This is a genomic window from Tessaracoccus sp. ZS01, assembly GCF_022342445.1.
Taxonomy (GTDB): Bacteria; Actinomycetota; Actinomycetes; order Propionibacteriales; family Propionibacteriaceae; genus Arachnia.
Genome location: NZ_PQFE01000013.1, coordinates 1 through 23,969 on the forward strand (window position 1 = coordinate 1; position 23,969 = coordinate 23,969).

General features: G+C 66.1%; 22 protein-coding genes and 2 riboswitches. Of the genes, 7 read left to right on the top strand and 15 right to left on the bottom strand.

The window, feature by feature from the left end; translation table 11 throughout:
* The 3 genes from C3E87_RS10990 to C3E87_RS11000 all read left to right on the top strand — a co-directional run.
* On the top strand, positions 1 to 181 hold a 181-nt coding region (locus C3E87_RS10990; RefSeq protein WP_233120793.1), incomplete at its 5' end, for a hypothetical protein.
* Positions 182 to 514: 333 nt separating this feature from the next.
* A riboswitch (TPP riboswitch) is annotated at positions 515 to 623 on the top strand.
* Positions 615 to 2,333, top strand: a complete 1,719-nt coding sequence (thiC, locus tag C3E87_RS10995; RefSeq protein ID WP_076062738.1) for a phosphomethylpyrimidine synthase ThiC — start codon at positions 615 to 617, stop codon at positions 2,331 to 2,333. (Overlaps the previous riboswitch by 9 nt.)
* 118 nt (positions 2,334 to 2,451) lie before the next feature.
* The gene (locus C3E87_RS11000; RefSeq protein ID WP_158069080.1) at positions 2,452 to 3,312 is read left to right on the top strand and encodes a nuclease-related domain-containing protein; all 861 of its coding nucleotides are present in this window, start codon (positions 2,452 to 2,454) and stop codon (positions 3,310 to 3,312) included.
* Between the two features lie 16 nt (positions 3,313 to 3,328).
* On the opposite strand, the gene C3E87_RS11005 is transcribed toward C3E87_RS11000, so the two are convergent.
* Entirely contained in the window at positions 3,329 to 3,880 is a 552-nt protein-coding gene (locus tag C3E87_RS11005) for a TetR/AcrR family transcriptional regulator (RefSeq protein WP_076062883.1), read from the bottom strand.
* A 94-nt stretch (positions 3,881 to 3,974) separates the two neighbouring features.
* Between C3E87_RS11005 and C3E87_RS11010 the strand changes: the two genes are divergently transcribed.
* Positions 3,975 to 4,985, top strand: coding sequence for a hypothetical protein (locus C3E87_RS11010; RefSeq protein ID WP_076062743.1), 1,011 nt, complete (start codon positions 3,975 to 3,977; stop codon positions 4,983 to 4,985).
* A 71-nt stretch (positions 4,986 to 5,056) separates the two neighbouring features.
* A complete protein-coding gene (locus C3E87_RS11015) occupies positions 5,057 to 5,548 on the top strand; it encodes a DUF456 domain-containing protein (protein WP_076062746.1) in 492 nt (163 codons plus the stop codon).
* Between the two features lie 126 nt (positions 5,549 to 5,674).
* Here the strand turns inward: C3E87_RS11015 and C3E87_RS11020 are convergent, their stop codons facing one another.
* From C3E87_RS11020 to C3E87_RS11075, 12 genes are all read right to left on the bottom strand, one after another.
* Entirely contained in the window at positions 5,675 to 7,099 is a 1,425-nt protein-coding gene (locus C3E87_RS11020) for a GH1 family beta-glucosidase (protein WP_076062749.1), read from the bottom strand.
* Positions 7,096 to 9,426, bottom strand: coding sequence for an alpha-xylosidase (yicI, locus tag C3E87_RS11025; protein ID WP_083665601.1), 2,331 nt, complete (start codon positions 9,424 to 9,426; stop codon positions 7,096 to 7,098). The genes C3E87_RS11020 and yicI overlap by 4 nt, the downstream gene beginning before the upstream one ends.
* Positions 9,426 to 10,307: a carbohydrate ABC transporter permease gene (locus C3E87_RS11030; RefSeq protein ID WP_076062752.1), complete on the bottom strand. Its 882-nt coding sequence runs from the start codon at positions 10,305 to 10,307 to the stop codon at positions 9,426 to 9,428. Before C3E87_RS11030 ends, yicI begins: the two co-directional genes overlap by 1 nt.
* Positions 10,307 to 11,278 (bottom strand): carbohydrate ABC transporter permease, encoded by a 972-nt coding sequence (locus C3E87_RS11035; RefSeq protein ID WP_083665602.1) that lies wholly within the window; start codon positions 11,276 to 11,278, stop codon positions 10,307 to 10,309. Before C3E87_RS11035 ends, C3E87_RS11030 begins: the two co-directional genes overlap by 1 nt.
* A 95-nt stretch (positions 11,279 to 11,373) precedes the next feature.
* The gene (locus C3E87_RS11040; RefSeq protein ID WP_076062755.1) at positions 11,374 to 12,699 is read right to left on the bottom strand and encodes an extracellular solute-binding protein; all 1,326 of its coding nucleotides are present in this window, start codon (positions 12,697 to 12,699) and stop codon (positions 11,374 to 11,376) included.
* A 213-nt stretch (positions 12,700 to 12,912) separates the two neighbouring features.
* Positions 12,913 to 14,097 carry an ROK family protein gene (locus C3E87_RS11045; protein ID WP_076062890.1) on the bottom strand — a complete coding sequence of 395 codons (1,185 nt, stop codon included), beginning with the start codon at positions 14,095 to 14,097 and terminating at the stop codon, positions 12,913 to 12,915.
* A gap of 14 nt (positions 14,098 to 14,111) precedes the next feature.
* Positions 14,112 to 15,050, bottom strand: a complete 939-nt coding sequence (locus C3E87_RS11050) for a ribokinase (protein ID WP_233120794.1) — start codon at positions 15,048 to 15,050, stop codon at positions 14,112 to 14,114.
* Positions 15,050 to 15,907: a carbohydrate ABC transporter permease gene (locus C3E87_RS11055; protein WP_198928293.1), complete on the bottom strand. Its 858-nt coding sequence runs from the start codon at positions 15,905 to 15,907 to the stop codon at positions 15,050 to 15,052. Before C3E87_RS11055 ends, C3E87_RS11050 begins: the two co-directional genes overlap by 1 nt.
* The gene (locus tag C3E87_RS11060; RefSeq protein ID WP_076062760.1) at positions 15,904 to 16,839 is read right to left on the bottom strand and encodes a carbohydrate ABC transporter permease; all 936 of its coding nucleotides are present in this window, start codon (positions 16,837 to 16,839) and stop codon (positions 15,904 to 15,906) included. The genes C3E87_RS11055 and C3E87_RS11060 overlap by 4 nt, the downstream gene beginning before the upstream one ends.
* 62 nt (positions 16,840 to 16,901) lie before the next feature.
* Positions 16,902 to 18,194 (bottom strand): ABC transporter substrate-binding protein, encoded by a 1,293-nt coding sequence (locus tag C3E87_RS11065; RefSeq protein WP_076062763.1) that lies wholly within the window; start codon positions 18,192 to 18,194, stop codon positions 16,902 to 16,904.
* 19 nt (positions 18,195 to 18,213) lie between these two features.
* Complete coding sequence (locus C3E87_RS11070; RefSeq protein WP_076062766.1) at positions 18,214 to 19,167, bottom strand: phosphoglycerate dehydrogenase; 954 nt, start codon at positions 19,165 to 19,167, stop codon at positions 18,214 to 18,216.
* Position 19,168: 1 nt separating this feature from the next.
* Complete coding sequence (locus C3E87_RS11075) at positions 19,169 to 20,041, bottom strand: dihydrodipicolinate synthase family protein (protein ID WP_076062768.1); 873 nt, start codon at positions 20,039 to 20,041, stop codon at positions 19,169 to 19,171.
* Positions 20,042 to 20,159: 118 nt separating this feature from the next.
* Between C3E87_RS11075 and C3E87_RS11080 the strand changes: the two genes are divergently transcribed.
* The gene (locus tag C3E87_RS11080) at positions 20,160 to 20,831 is read left to right on the top strand and encodes a GntR family transcriptional regulator (RefSeq protein ID WP_076062771.1); all 672 of its coding nucleotides are present in this window, start codon (positions 20,160 to 20,162) and stop codon (positions 20,829 to 20,831) included.
* A gap of 37 nt (positions 20,832 to 20,868) precedes the next feature.
* On the opposite strand, the gene C3E87_RS11085 is transcribed toward C3E87_RS11080, so the two are convergent.
* Both C3E87_RS11085 and C3E87_RS11090 read right to left on the bottom strand, forming a co-directional pair.
* A complete protein-coding gene (locus C3E87_RS11085) occupies positions 20,869 to 21,783 on the bottom strand; it encodes an FRG domain-containing protein (protein WP_076062773.1) in 915 nt (304 codons plus the stop codon).
* Positions 21,784 to 21,976: 193 nt separating this feature from the next.
* Positions 21,977 to 22,690: a hypothetical protein gene (locus C3E87_RS11090; protein WP_076062776.1), complete on the bottom strand. Its 714-nt coding sequence runs from the start codon at positions 22,688 to 22,690 to the stop codon at positions 21,977 to 21,979.
* A gap of 161 nt (positions 22,691 to 22,851) precedes the next feature.
* Positions 22,852 to 22,964: riboswitch (SAM riboswitch) on the bottom strand.
* Between the two features lie 188 nt (positions 22,965 to 23,152).
* On the opposite strand from C3E87_RS11090, the gene C3E87_RS11095 reads away from it, so the two are divergent.
* Positions 23,153 to 23,968 (top strand): CBS domain-containing protein, encoded by an 816-nt coding sequence (locus tag C3E87_RS11095; protein ID WP_158069082.1) that lies wholly within the window; start codon positions 23,153 to 23,155, stop codon positions 23,966 to 23,968.
* Position 23,969 lies beyond the last annotated feature (1 nt).

Sequence of the window (23,969 nt, forward strand, 5' to 3'; positions counted from 1 at the left end):
AGCCTTGCCAGTGCATGTATTTGGCATTGACTTAAAGCACACTGTTGAGTTCTCAAGTTTCGGGTGCGACCCACGCTTCAACCACACCATTTTCCGTGCGATTCCCGCTTGGGGCAACTCGATCAACTTTACTTGCCGTGTTCCAGCCTGTCAAATCGGCCGGTTTGGCTTGTTCCGTTGAGTTGTATTTGCCGCTTGGGCAACCCGCAGAACTTTACTTGTTGGCCTCCCCCGTGTCAAATCGCTTGATCTGGGTGGATCAGCCGCAAATAAGCATGAATTCCCATGTGACTGGGGGTTTTGCTTGTTCAGCAGTCGCTTGCGCGAAGGCCAATACTAGACAGACTCTGCGGAGAAGTCAAAATCGGTGTAGGGCTGGGCTCGCCTGCTGGCTGCGCGTCGCGTCGAGTCGCGAGGCGATGTCGTCCTGACAGGGGCTTGTGCTCCCACGAGGCGAGTGCGGAGCGTTCGCCATGAGACGTCGGTGGCGGTGAGCTCCCGCTGTGGTTGGCTTCAGACACCCCACGGGTGCCCGGGCACGGGCTGAGATCAAGCTGATGCCGCTTGCGACCGTCGAACCTGTCCGGGTCATGCCGGCGAAGGAAGAGAGTCAGATGGAAATCCATCCGCAGCATCGTGCCGTCACCATCTCCGATGGCGACATCCACGTCGCGGTCACCGCCATCAGCTTGGCGGACTCCCCTGGTGACGTCCCCAATGCCGACGTGCACGTCTACCGCACATGTGGCCCCACCGTCGATCCTGTGGAAGGGCTTGCCCCGAAGCGCCGGGAGTGGATTGCCGGGCGAGGTGACACTGAACTCCATTCGGCGCGCTCCGCCGGCCTGGCCGACGACGGCCGGGCGGCCGTGCGTCGTGGCGCGGCCTCCGATGAATGGCGTGGCCGCAGGCAGGACCCCATCCGAGCCATACCCGGCAAGAGGGTGACGCAGCTGCACTATGCCCGCAAGGGCGTCGTCACCCCGGAGATGCGTTACGTGGCGCTGCGCGAGGGCGTCGCCGTCGAGAAGGTGGTGGAAGAGGTGGCGTCCGGCCGAGCGATCATCCCCGCCAACATCAACCACCCTGAGACCGAACCGATGATCATCGGCAGGGCGTTCCTGACGAAGGTCAACGCCAACATCGGCAATTCCGCCGTCACCAGTTCCATCGCGGAGGAGGTGGACAAGCTGACGTGGGCTACCCGCTGGGGCGCCGACACAGTGATGGACCTCTCCACCGGTGACGACATTCACACCACGCGCGAATGGATCGTCCGCAACAGCCCCGTGCCCATCGGTACCGTGCCGCTCTACCAGGCGCTGGAGAAGGTGGACGGCAAGGCCGAGGAGCTCACATGGCAGGTGTACCGGGACACGGTCATCGAGCAGGCCGAGCAGGGCGTCGACTACATGACCGTCCACGCCGGCGTCCTCCTGCGGTACGTGCCGCTGACGGCTGATCGCGTCACGGGCATCGTCAGCCGGGGTGGGTCGATCATGGCCGGCTGGATGCTCGCGCACCACCGGGAGTCGTTCCTCTACGAGCACTTCGACGAACTGTGCGAGATCTTCGCGGCCTACGACATCTCGTTCAGCCTGGGCGACGGGCTGCGGCCCGGCTCCATCGCCGACGCGAACGACGATGCTCAGTTCGCCGAGCTGCGCACGCTCGCCGAGCTGACGAAGCGGGCCTGGGAGTACGACGTGCAGGTGATGGTGGAGGGCCCCGGCCACATCCCGCTGAACCTCGTGGAGGAGAACGTACGCCTCGAGCAGGACTGGTGCCACGGCGCGCCGTTCTACACGCTGGGGCCGCTGGTCACCGACATCGCCCCGGGGTACGACCACATCACCTCCGCCATCGGGGCCGCAGTGATCGCCATGCACGGCACCGCGATGCTCTGTTACGTCACCCCCAAGGAACACCTGGGGCTGCCGAACCGCGACGACGTGAAGACGGGCGTCATCACGTACAAGATTGCGGCCCACGCCGCTGATGTCGCCAAGGGTCACCCCGGGGCGCAGGTCCGCGACGACGCCTTGAGTAAGGCGCGGTTCGAGTTCCGGTGGCACGACCAGTTCGCGCTTTCGCTCGACCCGGACACCGCCATCGCGTTCCACGACGAGACCCTGCCCGCGGAGCCGGCGAAGACGGCGCACTTCTGCTCGATGTGTGGGCCGAAGTTCTGCTCGATGAAGATCAGCGGCGACATCAGGGCCCGGTTCGGTTCCGGTGTCGACGCGGAGTCGGGCATGGCGGCGAAGTCGCGGGAGTTCAGGGAGATGGGTGCACAGGTGTACCTGGACATCTCCGAGGCGCAGAGCGCCTGATTCTGGCGGGCTGGCCGCGGTCCGGATGGATCGCGGCTAGCCTCGGCCCATGGGGGACCAGTCGTCGACCGCGTTCAATTTCAAGCGGTGGAAGCACTTCGGTAAGGATCGCTTATACGTGATTCGCTCCAGTGACGGGGTGCAGCTGGGTTATCAGGACATGGATGCCCACACGCTGCACCCAGAGTCACCGGAGCTCTCCGCGGAACTCGAGGCGGCCGTTGGCTATTGGCGCCGCCCAAGTGCCGAGCCGAGCCAATCGACGAAGCCGCCGGCGAGGCCGAAGGATCCCGCGGCGTTCACCGCATCCCGCCCCCCGGGACGGGCCGTCGGGGCAGTCCCCAGCAAGCCCACTCCCGTCCTCGACCTCATCCACAACACACCGGGCGTATCGCTCCAGGCACAGATCGACGCCGCCCACGCGGTCGGCCAGCGCGCCACCATCCTGCGAAGCATCCTTCTTGGGAAGCACGCGCGCTCGCCGTGGGAGCGGGGTGCCATCGGTGAGCGGCTGGTGGCCGCTGAGCTCGAGAGATTGCGGAAGGCGGATCCACGATGGCGCTTCCTTCACTCGATCCCGGTGGGAACGAAGGACTCAGACATCGACCACCTACTGATCGGTCCAGCGGGCGTCTTCACCATCAATTCGAAGAACCACGCCGGGATGAAGGTATGGGTGGGCGGCAACACGTTCATGGTCAACGGCGTGCGCCAGCCCTATATCCGCAACTCGCGCCACGAGGCCAGCAGGGCAGCCAAGCTCCTCGGGAAGGCCGCAGGCTTCGCCGTCGCCGTGCGCGGCATGGTCGTGCCGGTGAACGCCGACACCTTCGTCGTGAAGGCGGCACCCGAGGACGTCACCGTCATCAACCGCAGCCGCCTGGTGAGGCACCTCCGGCGCTTGCCGGAGCGACTCCCTCAGCACACCGTCGAGAAGGTGTTCGAGCTTGCCCGCCGGAGCACCACCTGGCTCGGTTGAGCTGCTGAGCTACGACCTACGGTCGGGTGGAGCCGACGAACGCGGCCACAAGACGGGCGACGACGCCGGGCGCGGCCCGGTGGATCGCCTCAGGCTGGGGGCGGGTCAGGATCGCTATGGCCGCGATGAACTCCACCGCGCTCAGGTCTGAGTTCACCGCCCGCCTGTCGCTCAGCGCCTTCAACACAGCCGAGACGCCGGCGAGGGAGCGCTCCTGCGCCTCGGTCACTTCAGCCGGGAGATCTGCAACCTGCCCGGACAAGGCGTGGGTAAGTGCCCCGACCTCCAGGGCGACGAGGCGGTCGACCAGCTCGGCCCACGTCGCCTCCGGGTCTGCGTCCAGCCCCTCCGCTGCCGCTGCGACGGCGGCGTCGATGTCTGCCAGAAGGTCGAGCATCACGGCGATGACGAGCGCGTCGCGGTCTGGGTAGTTGCGGTACAACGTCGCGATGCCAACCTCCGCTGCCTGCGCCACGGTCTCCAGCGGAACGGCGACTCCCTGCCCGGCGAACAGGTGACGTGCCTCGTCGAGGATACGGCGTCGACGTGCCAACGCGTCTGCCCTCATGACCGCCTTCACCTCCCTGGTTTTGACTTCGTCATCCTATCCGGAGGAAACTTCTCCGTAAGCGGAGGATTTTCCTCCATAACGCAAGGAACGCATGCCCGTCACCACCGAAGCCCCCATCCGTCCCACGCTGCGCAGGCGCGCGCGAGCCGTCCGCTGGTTCGGCCTCACCGCCGGCCTCTCCGTCATCCTCGTCGGCCTCCTGCTGCTGTTCATCATGCCGACGCTGAAGTCAGGCCCCCGTGACCTCCCGCTGGGGGTAGTCGCGGAGGGACCCACCGTCGACGCGATCGCCGCGGCGTTGGGGGAGCACGCGCCGGGCGGGTACCTCGTCGAGCAACTCAGCTCCAGCGCGGAACTGGACGAAGCCATCCGCTCCAAGGAGGTGCTGGGCGGGCTCGATCTCACCCGTGGCGGGTCTGCCCGGGTCGCCGTCGCCAGCGCCGGATCCACCGCGATCTCCGGCACCGTCGCCGCCACCGGCAGCGCAGTCGCCGCACAGCTGGGCCTGGCAGCCACCGTCGACGACGTCGTACCCCTTCCCGACGGCGACCCCATCGGCGCGGGCATCGGCGGCCTCGCCTTCCCCTTGGTGTTCGGCGGCATCGTGCCCGCCGTCGCGTTCCGCAAACTCCTGCCCGGACACCGGCGCCTGGTCCTGGTGGGGTTGCTGGGCTTTTCGCTGGTGGGCGGGTTCGTCGTCTCGACCGTGCTGCGCTACGCCTTTGGGAGCATCGACGGGTCGGTCTGGTCCGTGGGTGCGGCGATCGCGCTCGGCATCGCGGCCCTGGCCGTGCCCTTGGCCGCGCTCAACGACGCCCTCGGCGCGAAGGGTTTCACCGTCGCGGCCATGACGATGATGTTCATCGGCAACCCGTTCGCGGGCATCGCCACCAGCGCGGTGTGGCTGCCCGCCGGCGTGGCGACTCTGGGGCAACTCCTGCCACCCGGCGCGGCCGGCACGCTGGTGCGCGCCGTCGCCTACTTCGACGGCGCGGGCGGCGGATGGGCGCTGCTGACCCTGGCCACCTGGGTTGCGCTGGGCCTGGCTCTGTACGTCGCGGCGCCTCGGGTCGCATCGAGGAGCATGGGAACCGCCGGCTGAGGGCAGCGGGAAGGCTCGCGCCCCGGGGCGCGAAGCCAGCAGGTGCACGCGCCGGGACATAGTCTTGCAAGATGACTGCAGAGATGATCGCCGCCCTCGCCGCCGGCGTCCTGGCCCTCGTCGGGCTCACGGGGATCGTGGTGCCCGTCCTGCCCGGCAGCCTCGCCATCGGCATCGGCGCACTCGTATGGGCGATCTGGGGCGGCTCGTCCTGGGGATGGATCGCGTTCGGCTTCGCCGCACTGCTACTGATCTTCGGTGCCCTCAGCAGCTGGATGCTGACCGGCCGCTCGCTCCAACAGCGTCAGGTACCCAAGTGGCCCGTCGTCATCGGTGTCGTCGCCGGGGTCGTCGGCGTCTTCGTGCTTCCCGGTTTGGGCCTGCCGATCGGCTTCGTGCTCGGCCTCCTGCTGGCCGAGTGGTACCGGCTACGCGACTTCCGCATGGCGCTGGCCACCAGCTGGACGACCGTCAAGGCGCTGGGCATCGGGATCCTCGTGGAACTGGCCTGCGCGATGGCCGCGGTGGTCATCCTGGCGGTCAGCATCGCCACCGCCTGGTGAGCCGGGCTTAGAGGCCCAGCACGCCCAGGTCCCCGTCGACGACCGAGCCGGCCTCGAGGGTGGTTGGTGCCGGAGATGCAGCTAGCAACGCAGGGAGATCCGGCACGCGCGAAGGACGCGTCACCGCTACGGCAACACTCGCGTCGTGGCCAACCGGCGGTACCACTTCCCGCTGTCCTTGAGCGTGCGCTCCTGCGTATCGAAATCCACCCGGACGATCCCGAACCGCTTGGCGTACCCGTAACCCCACTCGAAGTTATCGAGGAGGGACCAGACGAAGTAGCCCCTGAGATCGACGCCGTCGCTCAATGCCCGGTGCGCCGCGGTCAGATGCCTCCGCAGGTAGTCCACGCGCTCCGCGTCTGGCACAGATCCGTCCGCCGCCACCACGTCAGCGAACGAGGCGCCGTTCTCGGTCACCATCAGCGGCAGGTCGGGGAACTGCCCACGGAGGCTCACCAGCAGCTCGTGCAACCCTTCGGGCGCGATGTTCCATCCCATCTCCGTGTGCGGGCCGGCCTGCTCATGGAACTCCACGACGTCGTGCGAACCCGGCCACGCGGTGCCGGTCGACGGCTTGTGCCCATCGGCATTCGCCCGTGGTGACCGTCCATCCCAGAGCCCGACGGTGGTGGTGGAGTAGTAGTTGACGCCCAGCACGTCGAGGGGTTGGTGCACGCTCGCGAGGTCGCCGTCGAGGACGAACGACCAGTCCGTGACTGCTGATGTGTCCTCAATCAGGTCCTCGGGATAGGACCCGCGCAGCATGGGGCCGGTGAAGGCGCGGTTCGCCAGCGCGTCCACCCGCCGGACGGCCTCGGCGCCTCCGTCGCCCACGCCGCGCAGCACGTGGAAGTTGAGCGTCACGGAGTACTCCGGCGACCCGGTGGACGCGGACCGCAGCGCCTGCAGTCCCAGACCGTGTGCGAGGTTCAGGTGATGGACCGCCGCCAGGGCCGCGGCGGGTTCGGTGCGGCCGGGCGCGTGCCCGCCCTGCCCGTAGCCCAGGTACGCCGAGCACCATGGTTCGTTCAGCGTCGTCCACGTGTGGATCCGGTCTCCCAACGCCGCCCCCACGACGGTGGCGTACTCGGCATAGGCCTCCGCCGTCGCACGAACAGGCCAACCACCAGCGTCCTCGAGCGGCTGGGGCAGGTCCCAGTGGTACAGGGTGGCCACTGGCTCGATCCCCCGCTCGAGCAGACCGTCCGTGAGCCGCGAGTAGAAGTCCAGCCCCCTCTGGTTCACGGCGCCGACGCCGCCGGGGATGATCCTCGGCCACGCGATCGAGAACCGGTAGGCGTCCAACCCCAGATCCTGCATCAGGTCGAGGTCGCTCTCCCAGCGGTGATAGTGGTCACATGCCACATCGCCGGTGTCCCCGTTCCACACCTTGCCGGGCGCGCGGCTGAAGGTGTCCCAGATCGACGGGCCGCGTCCGTCCTCCTGTGCGGCGCCCTCCACCTGGTAGCAGGCGGTGGCCGAACCGAAGGTGAAGCCGTCGGGGAACACCAGCCCGGAATCCCGGTAGTCCGGGCTGCCGGCGTTCATGCCTTCAGCTCCACGACGCCGGCATTTGCCGCCACCGCGTCGCCCAGCCCGAGGGCCGCGCTCCAGCCCTCGCCGGTGGCTGAGGTGATCCTCACGCCACCGTCGGATCGCTCCACCGTGAAGTCGACGGCGGTGCCGTCCGGGTTGGTCACGGTTACGGTCTGCTCGCCCGACCCACCGGGGAAGACCCGCAGGACGAGGCCGTCGACGTAGTGGTAATCAGGGCGGGTCTTCACCGCGCCGATGGGCAGCACCGCGCCTTCCCGCACGTACAGCGGAAGGCTGGTGAAACCGTGGCGCTCGGTGCGCCAGGCGCCACCTCGGACCTCCTCCCCCGTGAGCAGGTTCGTCCAGGCGCCCGCCGGAAGGTAGAACTCCACGTCACCTTCGTGCGAGAAGACTGGCGCCACGAGCAGGTCGGACCCCAGCATGTATTGGCGGTCGAGGTAGTCGACTGCGCGGTCGCCGGCGAACTCCACCTGCATGGGCCGCATGATGGAGAGCCCTGTCTTGGTCGCTTCCATCCCCACCTGGAACAGGTACGGCATGAGCTGCATCTTGAGGTGGGTGAAGACGCGGGTGACTTCGACGGCCTCATCATCGAAGGCCCACGGCACCCGGTAGGAGTTCGAGCCGTGGAAGCGGGAGTGGGACCCCATGAGCCCGAACGCCGTCCATCGTTTGTAGACGGACGGATCCGGGGTGCCTTCGAAGCCGCCGATGTCGTGGCTCCAGTGCGCGAACCCGCTCATCACCAGCGACAGGCCGCCCCGGAGGGTCTCTGCCATGGACTCGAAGGTGGACGTGTTGTCGCCGCCCCAGTGCACCGGCATCGTCTGGCCGCCGGCGGTGGCGGATCGGGCGAAGAGGACGGCCTCGCCCTCACCCCTCTCCTCCACGATCACGTGGAAGACGGCCTTGTTGTAGAGGTGCGTGTAGCGGTTGTGCATCCGCGCCGGGTCTGACCCGTCGTGCCACACGACGTCGACGGGGACGCGCTCGGCGAAGTCTGTCTTGAAGGCGTCGACCCCCTGCCGCAGCAGGCCGCGCAGCTTCTCCTGGAACCACGTGACCGCGTCGGGGTTGGTGAAGTCCACCAGAGCCATGCCGGCCACCCAGAGGTCCCACTGCCAGATCGTGCCGTCGGGCCTCTTCACCAGGTAGCCGTTCTCGGCTCCCTCCGTGAACAGCGCAGAGCGCTGGGCGATGTACGGGTTGATCCACACGGAGATCTTCAGGTCCTTCTCGCGGAGGCGCATCAGCATGGCATCCGGGTCCGGGAAGGTCCGGCGATCCCACACGAGATCCGTCCAGTTGAACTCACGCATCCAGAAGCAATCGAAGTGGAACACCGACACCGGCAGGTCGCGCTCCGCCATGCCGTCGACGAAGCTCGTGACGGTGGCCTCGTCGTAGTCGGTGGTGAAGGACGTGGAGAGCCAGAGGCCCCAGGACCAGGCGGGGACGACGGGGGGCCTGCCCGTCAACCCGGTGTAGCGCCGCACCACGTCCTTGGGCGTCGGCCCGTCGAAGACGAAGTACTCCAGCACCTCACCGGGCACGGAGAACTGGACGCGTTCCACCGCTTCCGAGCCGATCTCGAACGAGACGTGACCGGGGTCGTTGACCAGCACACCGTAGCCGCGGCTGGAGAGATAGAAGGGCACGTTCTTGTAGGCCTGCTCGCTGGAAGTGCCGCCGTCGGCGTTCCAGATCTCCACGGTTTGGCCGTTCTTCACCAGGGGCCCGAACCGCTCGCCGAGCCCGTAGATGGCCTCCCCCACCCCCAGGTCGAGTTGTTCGTGGACGAAGGTTCGGGGCCGGGGTACCGGCGCTCCCTCGCGGGCGTTGTCGATGAGGCCCGGGTCCACCTGGGCGTCAACGTCGAGCCGCAGGTATCCCTGTGCCTTGTGGCCGCTTCCGGTCAGCCGTCGACCGTCGCTCTCGAATGCCAGTTGCCAGGGTGATCCCTGGTTGATGCGGGCCACCAGGCTGCCGCTGGCGAGGCTGGCGTGGTCGGCCGCCATCGACACCGTGCCGGCACCCCCCTCGACGCGGCCGGGCAGGTCGAACCCCTGCACCGGACGGCCGCCGATGTGGTGGGCGATCCGCACGCGGATGACGCCCTCGCAGGGCGACGACAGCGTGGTCGTGAGCACGGCCCGGTTCAGCACGTCGCCGCGCTTCGCGATCTCCTTGGTGGGTGCCGTGATGACCAGACCGGGGCCGTCCGGGGTCTCGTCGGACTCCCAGATGTCGTAGGCCTCCTGCGCATACAGGGGCCGGACGCCGGGCCGGATCTGCCAGAAACCATCGGTGAATTTCATTACTTGACTGCTCCTGCGGTGATGCCGCGCGTGAGGGTGCGCTGGAAGATGAGGAAGAAGATGAGGGTAGGGATCAGGCCCAACAGAGCAGACGCGGAGGTGGTGGTGACGTCCATGAGCCGGTCGCCCTGGAGCACGGAGATGGCCACGGGCACCGTCTGGTTGGCGTTGGAGACCAGGAACGTGAGCGGGATCAGGAACTCGTTCCACGTCCAGATGAAGAAGAAGATCAGCAGGACCGACAGCGTGGGGCGGCTGATGGGATAGATCACCCGGGTGAGGATCCGCCAGCGGCTGGCACCGTCCATCGCGGCGGCTTCGAGGATCTCCCTGGGAAAAGCCCCAAATACCGATGCCAACAGGTAGGTGCCGAATGCTGCCTGGATGACCGTGAAGATGATGATCACGGACCACACGTTGTTGTAGAGCCCCATGCTTTTGAACATGTAGTAGAGCGGGTAGAGGAGCGCCTCCTGCGGCAGGAGGTTTGCCAGCAGGAACGCCAACACCACCCAGGAGCGGCCCTTGATTCTGCCGATGCCGATCGCGAAAGCGTTGAGTACGGAAATGATGACTGCGAAGACGGCGACGAGGCCGGAGATGAAGAACGAGTTCCACACCTTCCGTGGGAAGTCGACGCGCTCCCAGAAGGCCATGATGCCGTCGAGGTACAGACCCTTGGGCAGTGCCAATGGGCCTCCAGCGGAGTACTCGGCAGGCGACTTGAAGGAGTTCACCAGGATCAGATAGAAGGGGGCCACAATGGCCACGGCAGCCGCAATGGCGAAGGCGAGGAGCAGCCAGTCCATGGGACGACGCTTGAGCATTCCGCCCCGACCACGCTTCTTGGTCTGGACCGGAGTAAGGGTGCTGGTGGTCATCACAGGCCTGCGCTTTCCTTGCGCTCCATCGCGTTCTGAGCGCGGATGAAGAGAATGGCGACCACACTGATGACGATGGTCAGCGCTGTGGCGATCGTGGCGCCGTAGCCCACCTGCTGTGACTGGAAGAACTCGCTGTATGCGTAGTAGGCGGGAACGATCGTCGATGTGCCCGGCCCTCCCCTGGTGAGCACATAGATGGGGCCGAACACCTTCAGCGCTGCGATGGTGCAGGTGAGGGTGACAACGAAGATCTCTGGACGGATGATGCTGACGGTGATCGCCTGGAACCGCTGAATCCAATTGGCGCCGTCGAGTTCCGCAGCCTCGTACAACTCGGGGTTCACCCTCTGGAGGGCGGCCATGAAGATGACGACGGGATAGCCGATCTGGATCCACACGAGCACCACCATCATGCTGGCGAGCGCTGTATCAGGCGAGCCCAGCCAGTTGTGGGTGAGTGAGCCCAGGCCGACGCTCTCGAGGATGGTGTTCAGGGCCCCGTCCTGAGGCCGCAGGATCCAGCCGATCACGATGCCCGCGATGACCGCCGGCAGGATCTGAGGCAGGTAGTACGTGGCGCGGAGGAAGCTGGCGACCTTGCCGCCGAATTTGCGTCCCACCAGGTCGAACAGGAGCGCCGCCAGGATGAGCCCGATCAACGTGGGCACGATCACCATGGCGACGATCATCCAGAGGCTGTTGCTGAACGAGGCCCAGAACTTGTCGTCGCCGAAGAGCTTGAGCCAGTTGTCGAAGCCGATGAACTCGGGAGGCTTGATGCCACGCCAGGACGTGAAACTCAGGTAGATGTTCCAACCCAGGGGGATGAGCACCACCAACGTGAGCAGCGCGAAGCCGGGAATCAGGTAGAGCCAGTAGATGAGCGAGCGCCGGCTACGTTCAGGGATCAGCGGCTCTTCGATGGATCGCGGGCGTTTGGCTCGCTTGATGGTGGGAACAGCAGTCACAGCCCTACTCCTTCGTGGGGTGCCGGCTCGGGTGAATGGCGGGTGGCGCGAGAATCGAGGGCGGGGCGGCCGGGTGGCCGCCCCGCCGCTGTCAACTAGCTGACCTCTTCGGCGTAGGAGTTGTACTCCGCCGCGAGACCCTCCCGCACCTCAGCCGGGCTCTTGGTGCCGTTGCCGAGTTCCTGGAGCTGGGCGACGATCACGTCGTAGAAGGTGGGGGTGGCCCAGTCGGGGTAGAAGGACAGGCCGTCCTGCTCGTTGACCGCATTGAACGCCTGAATGAGTTCAAGGCTCTTCTCATCGGTGATGTCAGCCTCGTCCGCGGCGACGGGAAGGCCCCCGTTGTTGCCCAGGATTGCCTGGATTTCGGGGCGCATGGTGATGTCGATGAACTCGTAGGCGAGCTCCTTGTTCTCGGCGTTCTCGGGGACGACCCAGAGGTTGCCCGAGGAACCGAGGCTGAGCTCGCTGCCGGGGAACGGGAACAGCCCGAATTCGAAGCCTTCAATTTCATCGACGAAGCGGCCGTACCACCACGAACCGGAGACGAACATCGGCGACTGTCCACCCCTGAAGGCCAAGCCCGCATCCTCCGCCTTGATGCCGGAGACGTCTTCAGAGACATAGCCCTTGTCGACGTACTCAAGAAGAGTGTCGGTGGCGTAGGTGATGGGTTTGCCGTTCCAGTCGAGGGGGTTTTCATACAGCTGGTAATCGTTGACCCACTGGCGGTCGGCCTGACTCAGCGCGAGCTGGTACCACAGCTGACCGAGCGGATACTCGAGGCCGGCGGTGGCCAGTGGGGTCACGCCCTCGGCCACGAAAGCATCCATGACAGCGATGAAGTCCTCGTAGGTGGTGGGCACCTCAAGACCTGACTCCTCGAACATCGCCTTGTTGTAATAGACGGTCACAAACTCGCCGTAGTTCGGGATTCCGTACCAGGGGCCAGAGCCCATCACGCCGTTCTCGTTGTACCGTGCCGTCGTCTGGAGCGCCGGTGCCAGTTTGTCGTCCCAGCCGTATTCGTCGACGGCGCCGCTGATGTCGGCCAGGAGGCCCTGGCTGGCCAGGAGCCCAGCCGTCGCGTTGCCCTTGTTGAACTCCATCACGTCAGGCGCCTCGTCCGAGTTGAGGACCTGGCTGGCCGTCGAGCGGATCTGTTCGAAGGACTTCTCCTCGAAGTTGACCGTGGCGCCGGTCTCCTCCTCGAACACCTTGATGGCCTCTGCCCAGGCGATACCCATGGCCGAGTTGGCACCTTCGTAGTGCCAGAGAGTCAGTTCGCCGCCCTCCGCCGCGGCGCCCGTTGCGGCGCCGCCGGTGGTGGAGCCGGATTGGGGGTCGCTTGCGGCGTCGCCGCCGCAGCCGGACAGCAACAATGCGGCTGCCGCCGTCGCGCCCAGGATCTTCTTGAGCATCACTACCTCCTCGTAGGATTGCTGGCCAGCCGACAGCTGCAGCAACTCCGATGCTTTTGTTGGTGTCGCAAACATAACCCGACGAGCGGCGGCCTTGCAACCCCTTTCGGCAGATTGGTTTCTAGGCAGAACAATCTGGGCGTCAGCGGTCCCCGGCGCGTTCAGCGGGGTGGGTGCCTGCGACCTATGGGCGGCCCGCTTAGATCTGCCGGCTCAGGTCAGGGCGGCCGGCGCGAGGATGAACTCGGAGAAGACGAGTTCCGCGGCGCCCAACAGCACGGCGTTGGGCACATCGGCGGGAAGGATGCTGAGCCCTTGACGGCTGGACCGGATTGCTTCCGGCACCAACTCGTCGACGCTCTTGCCCTCGACGAGCGCGGCAAGAAAGCCGGCGATGAGGATGGTGCCGGGGTTGAAGAGGTTGACGACGTTGCGCAGCGCCACCGCGAGGTGAGCGCTCAACTCCTCCTCCAGCTCCTGCAATTGGGGTTCGTCCCTGCGGCGGAGCCACTGCTCCACCAGTTCCTCGATGGAGCAATCCGCGCTGCCCAGCGCTTTGCACAGACGGGCTGCGGTGACCTCCGCCTCGAGGCACCCTCGTCCCCCGCAATGGCACGCTGCGCCGCCTGGCTTGACCGCGACGTGCCCGATCTCGCCGGCGAAGCCTTGGGCACCAACCAGGAGTCGCCCGTCTTCCACTGCTCCCCCGCCGATGCCTGAGGGGCCGCCGATCATGTAGAAGAGATCATCGCGATCGCGGCCCGCCCCGAAGGTGCTCTCTGCACGGAGGGCGAGGATGGCGGCATTGGCGGCCCATGTGGGAACCCCCACGGCCTCGGCGATATAGGCGGACAGGGGTTCGTCGGTCCACCCGAGGTGGGTCGCCTCGCTCACCGAGCCGTCCTCCAGCCGGATCTGCCCCGGCACTGCGACACCCGCACCGAGCAGCTGCCACTCGGGGTGCTGCTGGAGCATCTCCGCCGTTGCCTGGGCTGCGAGTTCCGCCACCCGCCGCCCGGACGGCAGGTCGTCCAGCGGGAGCGACACCCGCTCCAGGAGCCGCCCGCCGGACGCAACCGCGGCGACGCGCAGCATCCCGACCTCCGGGTTGATCGCGATGGCCACCAGGTTGGGGTCGAGCGCGACGATGGGGCTGGGGCGGCCGTGCCCGTGGGCCACGGGTTCGGATTCGGTGACGATGCCCATGTCCACCAGTTGGGCGATGAGGACGCCCATCGTGGAGCGGTTGAGGCCCATCTGCCTGGTCAAGGCCGCTCGCGACTGTGCGCCACCCCGATGGAGAAGGTCCAGCATGCGCGAGACGTTGACCTCACGGATCCGCTCCGTGGTGGCGATCCCGGGAGAGTGTCCGGGGGGTCGTCGGGTGAGGGCGGGCATGAGCAGACGGTACATCACCTGCCGCGGGTGCGGTCCGGCTGCATACCGTCTCTATCGGTCAGCACCTCACTGAGCGTCGGGTAAGACTCCTGAGCCCCACGACGACCCACTGACACGGCGGCCACCCGCGTAGCGAAACCCGCCGCCTCAACCAGGCTGGCATCCTCTGCCAGCCTCACGGCCAACGCCCCGACGAACGAGTCACCAGCGCCAGTCGTGTCGATGGCAGTGACCCGCACAGCGGGCACGTGCACTGGCAGGGCATCCCCGCCCGCCACGTACGCGCCTTCCGCTCCCATCGTCACGACGACGGACCGCACACCCAGGCCGAGGAGAGCTACGGCCAACTCCTCTCCTCTCTGGTTGCCGTTTCGTTCCAGCAGATAGGCGGCCTCGGACTCGTTGACCACGAGCGGGTCGCATACCTTCAACAGCTCCGGTGGCAGATCACGGGGCGGGGCGGCGTTCAGCACGAAGCGACCCTCCCGGGTCAGTTGCGCAGCGGCCACCACCGTCTCCATCGGGATCTCCAGTTGGGCGACGACGACCCTTGCGCCGGCGATCATCCCGCCGACCTCCGCCACGCGCTCTGGCGTCACGTGTCGGTTCGCGCCGGGAGCCACGATGATCGAGTTCTCCCCGTCCGGGGTCAGCATGATGATCGCCAGGCCGGTGGGCGCCTCGGACTCACCCAACCCCCGCAGATCCACACCCGCGTCGAGGAGCGAACCGCGCAGCAGTTCGCCCGCCCCGTCCGCGCCAAGCGCGCCCACGAAGGCGACGGCACCGCCGAGCCGACCAGCAGCAACTGCCTGGTTGGCCCCCTTACCGCCGGGAGTGAACACCAGATCCGACCCGAGGATGGTCTCTCCGCCGGCCGGGCGATGATCGATTTCCACCACATGGTCGACGTTGGCCGAGCCGATGACGACGATCTGGGCGTCTCGCATCATCAGCCCTTCGTCGCGCCGGCGGTCAAGCCGGACACCACGTACTTCTGCGCGGCCAACGCAACCAGCATGACCGGAAGCGTGATGATCACCGAGGCCGCCATGAGGCCGCCCCAGTCGACGGAGGCGTAGGCGGTGAAGTTGGAGATCGCCACGGGGAGCGTCCGCGTCTGCTGGCTGGACAGGACCAGCGCGAAGAGGAAGTTGTTCCAACTGAAGATGAACGCCAGGATCGCGGCGGTCGCGAGGCCCGGGACCGAGAGCGGAAGCGCGACGCGCAGGAATGCGCCGATCTTCGTGAGTCCGTCCACCTGCGCCGCCTCCTCAAGGTCGACGGGGACGCCGTCGAAGAAGCCGGCCATCACAGCTACGACGAACGGCAGGGTCACGAAGACGTGGGTGGCGATCAGCACGGGGTAGCCACCCACCAGGCCGAGGTTGGAGAACACGAAGTACCACGGCACCAGAAGGCTCACGCCGGGCAGCACGCGGGCCAGCATCAGGAACGCCGTGGCGTTCTTGATCCGGTAGCGGGCGATCACATACGCCGCGGGCGCACCCACCAGGAGCGCGATCAAGGTGGAGACCAAAGCCACGAAGAACGAGTTGAACACGAAAGGCGCGAAGTCGTAGCGGTCCAGCACGTTGGCGTAGTTGCTCCACGTGAAGGCGCCCTGGAGGAATCGGCTTGGGTCGACGATGTCGAGGTTCCGTCGGAAGGACGCCAGCAACATCCAGGCGATGGGCAGCAGGAGCACGGTCAGCACAACGCTGATCGCCACTACGCGCAGGATCCCGAGGGTCTTCTTCTTGTCCTTCGCGCTCATCTGGCGACGGCCAGGAGTGGTGGTGGCAGTCATCGTTGGCCCGCCCTTCTGAGGATCTGGATCACGGCCAGCGACCCGACGATGAGGAGCAGGAACACCATCAGCAGGGCAGAGGCGCGTCCGTACATCGAGTACTCGAAGCTCTCGCCGTAGGCCAGGATGTTCAGGGTTTCGGCCTCGTGCCTGGAGCCGCCGCCGCGCCCCTTCGTCGCGTAGATGATGTCGAAGGACTTCAACGCGTCGATCGCGCGCAGCATCGTCGCTGCCGCCATGGTGGGCCACAGCATGGGGACGGTGAGGTGGCGGAAGCGCTGCCAGGCGTTGGCACCGTCGACGGCCGCAGCCTCGTAGGGCTCATCCGGCAGCGAGGTCAGACCGGCCAGCAGGATGAGTGCCATCATGGGGGTCCACTGCCACACGTCGATCCAGATGAGCGTATTCAGGGCCTGGCCCGGGTCTGTCAGGAACCCCTGTTCCGACAGCCCAAGGCTCTGCAGCACGTAGTTCGCCATGCCGATGTTCGGCTCCAGGATGAGCAGCCACATCATGCCGATCGCGACGGGGGTGGCGACCAGTGGCATGAGGATCGCCGCGCGCACGAGACCCTGCCCGCGGAACGTCCGCCGCAGCAGGAGCGCAATGCCGAGGCCCAGCAGTAATTCCAATGCCAGCGCGAACACGGTGTAGTAGACGGTCCTGCCCGCCGCTGGCCAGAACCTAGCCGTGTCGGTGAACCAGTAGATGTAGTTGTCGAGGCCGACGAATCGGAACGGCCTCGAGACGGCCCCCTGCGCGTTGGTGAAGGACAGGAAGACCGTGTATCCGATGGGGAAGATGATCATCACGGCGATGTAGATGATCGAGGGAAGGATGAAGATTCCCCGCACCCGCTTGTTGACCCAGGTGCTGGCGGCACTCGAGCGCTGCACAGCGCTGGGGGCCGCGGTGGTGGTCGTTGCTGTCATGCAGCGCCTCCTTGCTAGTGGTGGCCGCGCCGTCAGGCGCGGCCACCAGATGAGGGTGGGGTTTACTCGCCGTCGCTGTCCAGGAGCTCCTGGAACTGGGTGTTGGCCTGCTCCGCTGCTGCGGCGACGTCGCCGCCGTCGATGGCGGTCACGATGGGGGCACCGACGAACTCGCGGGATCGTGCCACCTGCTCGAGCTGCGGGCGGTCGTGTCCGATGGCGGTCTCGGCCGTGGCCTTGACGTTGGCCACTAGACCCGCCGGGAACGCCGAGGTAGCGGCTTCATCTTCCCAGCTGGAGACGCGCGGCGAAGGCACCGTGTCGTCGGCCATCAGCGACTTGAACATGTCTTCGCTGGTGGCCCACTGGATGAAGTCCCAGGCTGCGTCCTTCTTCTCCGAGTAGGCGTTGATGCCAGCGGTCCACGGCACGATGCTGTACGGGTGGGCGCCAGCAGGTCCGGCCGGGAACGGCGCGTAGTCCACGGTGTCCACAACTGCCGACGAATCGGGGTCCAGGAACGTGTAGGCCTGGGAGTCGGCGTCCAGGTAGAACGCGGCCCTTCCCTGCGCGAACAGGGCGGAGGCCTCAACCCAGCCCATCGAGGTCACGCCGGCAGGCCCGGACTCGCGGAGGAGCCGCCCATAGGTCTCGTAGGCCTCGATCGCCTCGGGGGTGTTGACGGTGGCGGTGTCCCCGTCCTGGAAGTCCCCACCGAAGGAGTACAGGAACGAGGAGAACTGGGTGACGGCGGGGACGTTCTGCCCGCGCATCGCGATGCCGGTCATGTTCTCGTCCGGGTTGTTCAGTGCCTTGGCCGCCGCCTCGAGTTCCTCCATGGTGGTCGGCACCTCAATGCCAGCCTCCTCGAGGAGGTCCTTGCGGTAATACATGACGTGGCGCTCGGTCATGAGCGGCACGCCGTAGATGGCATCGTCGAGGGTGACGGCGTCGCGGGACGACTCCTGGAAGTCCTCCCAGTTCCAGCCCTCTGCACCCACCTTGTCCGAGACGTCGGTGAGCCACTGGTTGCGGGAGAACTCGCGCATCACGTCCTGGACTTGGAAGACCATGACGTCGAAGTTGGAGTCTGAGGAGTTGAGCTTCACCTTGTACTGGTCGTTGAGCTGCTCGTTGCCGTAGGTCTCGATGTTGACCTCGACGCCGGTCTCCTCCTTGTATTCAGCGAGGTGCTTCTCGATGCCCTGGACCCAGGGGTTGTTCCCGGACACGACGGTGATCGAGGTCACCTCCTCGTCCTGGGCCACCTCGCCTGCTCCCCCGCCGCAGGCGGCGAGGGGCAGGATGAGGGTGACGGCGGCTGCCGCAGCAGCAAAGTTTCGGGTGAGCTTCATTGGTCGAATCCCTTCGTTGTCAGTTTCTGATGTTGAGGGGCTTGCGTCCGGCAAGCCGTTCGTTGATTGCTAGCGCTGTGACGCGGCCCACCTTGTCGTAGGCCTCGTAGGTATCGGCGGCACCGTGACAGGTGCCCACGACGTTGGGGAGCGAGAGAAGGGGATGGTCAGCGGAGGGGGGCTCCACCTCCCACACGTCGATGCCCGCCGCCACCGGGACCCCTGAGGCGAGCGCATCATAGAGCGCGGCCTCGTCGACGACGCCGCCCCGGCTGGTGTTGACGAGGATGCTGCCCGGCCGCATCGAGGCGAACTGTTCGCGCGAGACGATGTGGTGGGTGTCGGTGGTGTGCGGCAGGTGGACGCTCAGGAAGTCGCAGCCGGAGACCACCTCGTCGAACGATGTGAGCCGGACCTGCAACTCAGCGGCGCGGGCCGGATCTGCCCACGGGTCGTAGGCGACGAGTTCCACCTCGAAACCCCTCAGCCGGCGAGCCAGGTTCTGCGCGGTCATCCCGAAGCCCAGCAGGCCCACGGTCTTGCCGGTGATCTCGACGCCGGTCATCCGGTCCCAGCCCCCGGCGTGCAGCGTGCGGTCCTGCTGCACGATCTGCCGCGCGGCGGCCAGCATCAGACCGAGCGCCAGTTCGGCGACGGCGTTGGCGTTCCCGCCCGGAGCGTTGGTCACGTCGACGCCGGATTCTCGGGCCGCGCCGCCGTCGATGTTGTCGATACCCACGCCCAGCTTCGACAGGATCTTGAGGTTGGGGGCCCGCCCAATGAGGTCTGCGTCCCAGTCGTCCATGCCGACGATCGCCGCGTCGATGCTGGGTGCGAAGCCCTCCAGTTCGTCCCGCAGAAACGGCACCGACGCGGTGTTGAGGATCAACTCATGGCCGGCCGACTCCAACATTTCGCACGCCACCGGGCACAGCTCTCGAAAGCGCACAGGCCCTACTAGTACACGTCCCATGTCAGGATCCTTGCAGCAAGCCGATGGCTCGCAGCGCCTCGGTGATTGCGCGCTTAGTATCGTCGGACGGCTGGTCGATGGGCATCCGGCACGCCCCACCGTCGAGCCCCTGCAGGGTCAGCGCGTACTTGAGGTTGGCGATGCTGGGGCCCAACAGAGGCACGATGAGTTCAATCTGCTGCTGGGCTGCGGCCATGGCGTCCTCGTCGCCGGCGCGGTACGCCTCGCGGAACGCTGCCCACGGCTCCGGGCAGGCGCCGGAGACACCCGACACCGTGCCGTTGCCGCCCGCGGCCATCACATGCGGGAGATCCGCGTCGTTGCCGGACCAGAGCTTCAAACCGTCGGGTCCGGCCGCTAGGTATTCATCGACGCGGCCGCTGGCCGTGGCGGACACCTTCAGGCCGTCGATCCCGCTACCCAGGACCGAAGGCAGGTCCTGCGGAAGGAGGTCGGTAACGGCGACGTCGGGGTAGATGTAGCCGTAGAGTTCGCCGCCGCACGCCACCTTGATGGCAGCCCAGTGCCGCGTGATGCCATCGACGCTGGCGGGCAGGTAGTAGGGGGTGATCGCTGCGAAGCGTTTGGCCCCGAGGGAGACGGCGCTGCGGGTGAGCTCGAGGGACTGGCGCGTGCTGGGGGCACCCACGTGGACGACGACCCGGGCGGGGCCGAAGACATCGAGGGCGGTCTCGACGATACGGGCGTGCTCGTCGAGAGAGAGTGATGGGAACTCGCCCGTCGTGCCTGCGGCGAAAACGCCGTCGACGAGGGGCTCCAGGCGCTCCACGTTGGCGCGGAGAGCCTCGAAGTTGACCTCCCCCGCAGCTGTGAAGGGGACGGTGAGTGCAGAGAGCACTTCAGGAACAACCATTTGCGATACCTAACATCTTCGTTAACGGTTAACGGTTTACCGTTGACTGACGTTAGCACTATAGTTGGGCGCAACACAAGCAGAGAGCCATCTGCTTTCAGCCAACGAAGGGTTCCGCATGTACAGCCTCCGCTCCGTGTCGCTTGGGGACCGGCTTGCCGACTTCTTGCGGCTGGACATCGTCCAAGGCAGGATTACCCCGGGTACGCATCTAGTGGAGGACGCGCTCGCCGACAAGTTCGGCGTGAGTCGGGGGCCTGTTCGCGACGCGCTGCGCCTTCTCACCGGGGAGGGGTTGCTCGAGTCGCGGCGCCGGGGCATCTACGTGAAGTCGTTCGCCGCCGCCGACATCGACGAGCTCTACGCCATCCGAGAGGCCGCTGAACAGCTCTCCTGCCGGCTGGCGATTTCAACCTCCGACGCCGCGGACTGGGAGGGGGCGCAGGAACTGGTTGAGGAGATGCGACAGGCGGCTTTGGCCGACGACCGCCCGCGTTACGCCAAGGCGGACCTCGCCTTCCACACCGAGTACTACGTGAACTCGGGGAGCCCGCGCCTGCTCAGCCTGTGGGAGCAGTACCGGCCCATCTTCGCGACACTCCTGGAGGTGACGAACTCCCAGGACTCGGATCTTGGGCCCTCGGCCTCGGATCACACGGAGTTGATGGACTTGACGCTCAAGGGGGACACGGAGGCCTTCGCGGCGGAGTTGACCCGGCACCTCGCCGGTTCCCAGAGACGGATGCACGAGGCGCTGAACATCCGCGACAAGGAGTCGGCGGGGAGATAAGTTGCGCTGGCCGCCGGGCGGGAAGAAGGCCCCTGACTTAGTCCTGGACCAACGCATCCGGGCGCTTCGCTAGATATGTAGCCAAGCCCTCGATGTCGGCGTAGATCGTCGCGAAGCGATACCCGAAGCGATCCTCTAGCTGTGCACGAATTTCGCTCTTGGCCCGGGCAGAGATGCGATAGGTGAAGACCAGTCCCTTGGATGGAGGTCGCGACTCTGGTCTGATCCGCGTGAACTTCAATGGGATCGACGCGACCTCCCGCAATTCTGCGGCGGTCCACGAAGACGCCAGCTCAAACTCAGATCGGGGGCTGGTCTGCTTTGTCACATCGGCTGGGACACCATCAAGCAAGAAGGCAGCGCTCTGTGCTGGGATCCGTGCGTGAAGGGCTGGGGGGAGCCATACTCGTCGGCCAAGTCCTGTCCCCCAGTCCGATGGATTCTGGGTGAACGCGTTGGGATGCCACCGGGGAGTATTGCCATTCCATTTCGTGTTCAATTGAATCTTCCCCTTCACCGTGAACGCGAATAGTCGAGCGTCCCGGTCCTTGTCGCCTGACGAAACGGCGAACCAGGCGGCAATGAGAGGGTTCAAGGTGGCGTCGATCAGGCGAGTAGGGACCCCCACGTGCTGCATCTGTGCGAATAGAGGCAGAGCCGGAATCCCGTCCAGCCTCCAGTCTTCTCGGGCTAGTCTCAGCAAGCGCCTTTCGGCGGCCACCATGTCCGTCTCCATTGGAGCGCTCCCCAGTTGCTCAGCGACCTTACGGTAGAGCGAACTCCACAAACCCCAAGAGGCGTCCGCCTGCCCACGCCATACGAATTGCTCGCTCGGGTAGGCATCGCTAAGTTCATTGAGGGCAGTGTGCAGTTGCGACCAACCACCGATCAATTGTTCATATGGTTCGTAGAATGGGCTTGCATCATTACGGAGGCCGTTGTTCGACAGCATCCCCTGATCCTCTCACGCGCCACCGCGTCAAGGCGCAGTTCCACCAGTGGAGGCTTGAGGTGCTACGGAGGCCCTTCCGTGACACCTCAATGCCGGGCGTGTCTCAAGTCCGCCGCCCCACCTCCACTCGGTCGGTTTCGACTCGATCTTGCCGGGGAACGTGGCGTGGCTCCAGGACGCAGCGGCACCCGGATCAGGCGCCCCTGATCTGGGCCAAGGTCCGCGGCGCCCCCCGCTGCCAACCGCCCTCCCGTGACGGAGTGAAGAGGTCGATGCCACCGATCAATCCTCCGCCGCCTTCCCCTTCACAGACATCGCAGCCAAAGGCATCCAGCAGCAGGTCACAGTGCCGGCTCCAGAAGTACGCGGCCGTGATCGAGGAGCTCGTCCATGGTCCCCCGTACATCTTGCAGACCCCGTCAGCGCCGCAACGCATCGGACAGCCGGTCCGCGCCGGCGTCAGCTGAACCGCCACCGGCTCGTCACCGCCCACGTCTACCCCCTCACGCGTCGCTACCGGTGTCAGTCCACTGGCGTCCCACCTCAACACGAAGTCCTGGCCGTGATGCGACGCCGTGGAGATCGCCTCACCCTCGTCGACGCCCTTCACCAGAGCTCCCTTCTCCACCCACTGACGCTCCGGTGAGGTCGACACGCTCGGCAGCCAGTCCTCACCCTGGAAGCCCAGACCCCAGTAGAGCCCGCCGAGCGTGGCCTCGTCCTCGTCCGGGGTGGTCAGGCGCCCGAAGGCGTGGGTGCCCGACACTACAAAGACCGGCCCACACCCCTCCCCGAACAGTGCCTCGGGCCCGTCGGTCTCGGCGCCGGGGGTGGGCACCACGTCGACGGGCGCATCCTCGCGCCCGTTCGGCCAGATTCGGATGACCGTCTGACGGTAGGACTCCACCAGGGGGACCAAGGGCGGACGCCGCAGAACTTCCCCGTAGTCCGGGTGGCTGCGGTGCGGCGCTTAGGGGATAGAGATCTGGTCTTCCGGGAAGGAACCCTCACCGGGACGAAGTGGCAACGGCGACATGCTAGAACTCCTCGTTCCAGGTCTCGCTGGAACGAGACCGCTTGACCTCTACGACTGTGGAGGCCTGGTCTTCCTCGGAGGGCACCGGAGCGGTTACCGGTTGCCGTGCGACCATTCCGAGGGATTGGGGCCGCATCTCTTAACCCACCAAGCAGTATGGCATGCGGCTCGACGAGCAGACTCCGCACAAGCGGAAACCGGAGGACGAGGAAGATGCGTCGCAGGGCCACAGGTTGGAAGTTCTGCTGGGACGGCGCGCGATGTGATTTCCCGAGCACCGGACGACGGCTCGTCTGTCCCCCACGAGGCGGGAAGAGTGACAGAGTGTCTGGCGTGAGCCAGCAATTGGAGTTCCCATCATGGATCCGCGCGCGCGAGATCGCTACGCCCCTGACGACTTCATTCGCGACCGCGCCCGAAGACTCTGCCTTGGCGATGGCAGCGCTGCTGCGAGCGCGCCAGTTTGACAGCGCCCCCGTGCTGGCCCCCGATGGCGCACCCGTTGGGGTGTTCCGCGCCGACAACGACGGGACCTTCGACGATGAAACGCCCGTCTCCCAGGTCATGGCACCTCTCACAGCTCATCTCTTCGTGTCGGGCGACACCCCGCTGAGCACGTTGATGCGTCGAATGAGCGAGGAACCCTTCCTCTTCGTGCTCGACGATCGCGGAGTCATCGGGTTCATCACTCCAGCAGACCTAGGCACGGTCCCCGTGAGAAGTCACTTCTATCTCCGGTTGGCGCATCTAGAGAGCCAACTGGGCGACTACCTCCGGGATAGGTTCTCTGATCAGACGATGGCTATCGCCCAGTTATCCCCCAGCCGGCGCGAGGCGCAAGTCAGAATTGCGGAGGACCTGCGCAACAAAGACACCTTCGTCGATGACATCGCGTGCCTTAGTCTCGATGACCTCGTCTGCATCGTCGGCAAAGATCCAGCCTTTCGCGAGGCCACCCGTCAGCAAGGAATCGGCTGGCGCCGCGCAACGAAGGGCATTGCGGACTTCCGCAATGACGTCATGCACCCTGCGCGTCCATTCGGGGACTCCACCGACGCTCGGCCAGGCAAATTGGTCGAGTGGGAGGACTCGCTTCGGGCGCTCTCTCGGGCCGCTACCTGTCTCGCGCACGACTCACCCATCCTCTGAT

Excerpts from the sequence above, each read along its gene's own strand:
- C3E87_RS11045 (WP_076062890.1), bottom strand. The coding sequence starts at position 14,097 with ATGCCCGCCCTCACCCGACGACCCCCCGGACACTCTCCCGGGATCGCC.
- C3E87_RS11040 (WP_076062755.1), bottom strand. The coding sequence starts at position 12,699 with ATGCTCAAGAAGATCCTGGGCGCGACGGCGGCAGCCGCATTGTTGCTG.
- C3E87_RS11015 (WP_076062746.1), top strand. The coding sequence starts at position 5,057 with ATGACTGCAGAGATGATCGCCGCCCTCGCCGCCGGCGTCCTGGCCCTC.
- C3E87_RS11085 (WP_076062773.1), bottom strand. The coding sequence starts at position 21,783 with ATGCTGTCGAACAACGGCCTCCGTAATGATGCAAGCCCATTCTACGAA.
- C3E87_RS11030 (WP_076062752.1), bottom strand. The coding sequence starts at position 10,307 with ATGACCACCAGCACCCTTACTCCGGTCCAGACCAAGAAGCGTGGTCGG.
- C3E87_RS11020 (WP_076062749.1), bottom strand. The coding sequence starts at position 7,099 with ATGAACGCCGGCAGCCCGGACTACCGGGATTCCGGGCTGGTGTTCCCC.
- C3E87_RS11060 (WP_076062760.1), bottom strand. The coding sequence starts at position 16,839 with ATGACAGCAACGACCACCACCGCGGCCCCCAGCGCTGTGCAGCGCTCG.
- yicI (WP_083665601.1), bottom strand. The coding sequence starts at position 9,426 with ATGAAATTCACCGATGGTTTCTGGCAGATCCGGCCCGGCGTCCGGCCC.
- C3E87_RS11075 (WP_076062768.1), bottom strand. The coding sequence starts at position 20,041 with ATGGTTGTTCCTGAAGTGCTCTCTGCACTCACCGTCCCCTTCACAGCT.
- C3E87_RS11010 (WP_076062743.1), top strand. The coding sequence starts at position 3,975 with ATGCCCGTCACCACCGAAGCCCCCATCCGTCCCACGCTGCGCAGGCGC.
- C3E87_RS11005 (WP_076062883.1), bottom strand. The coding sequence starts at position 3,880 with ATGAGGGCAGACGCGTTGGCACGTCGACGCCGTATCCTCGACGAGGCA.
- C3E87_RS11070 (WP_076062766.1), bottom strand. The coding sequence starts at position 19,167 with ATGGGACGTGTACTAGTAGGGCCTGTGCGCTTTCGAGAGCTGTGCCCG.
- C3E87_RS11055 (WP_198928293.1), bottom strand. The coding sequence starts at position 15,907 with ATGACTGCCACCACCACTCCTGGCCGTCGCCAGATGAGCGCGAAGGAC.
- C3E87_RS11065 (WP_076062763.1), bottom strand. The coding sequence starts at position 18,194 with ATGAAGCTCACCCGAAACTTTGCTGCTGCGGCAGCCGCCGTCACCCTC.
- C3E87_RS11050 (WP_233120794.1), bottom strand. The coding sequence starts at position 15,050 with ATGATGCGAGACGCCCAGATCGTCGTCATCGGCTCGGCCAACGTCGAC.
- C3E87_RS11080 (WP_076062771.1), top strand. The coding sequence starts at position 20,160 with ATGTACAGCCTCCGCTCCGTGTCGCTTGGGGACCGGCTTGCCGACTTC.
- thiC (WP_076062738.1), top strand. The coding sequence starts at position 615 with ATGGAAATCCATCCGCAGCATCGTGCCGTCACCATCTCCGATGGCGAC.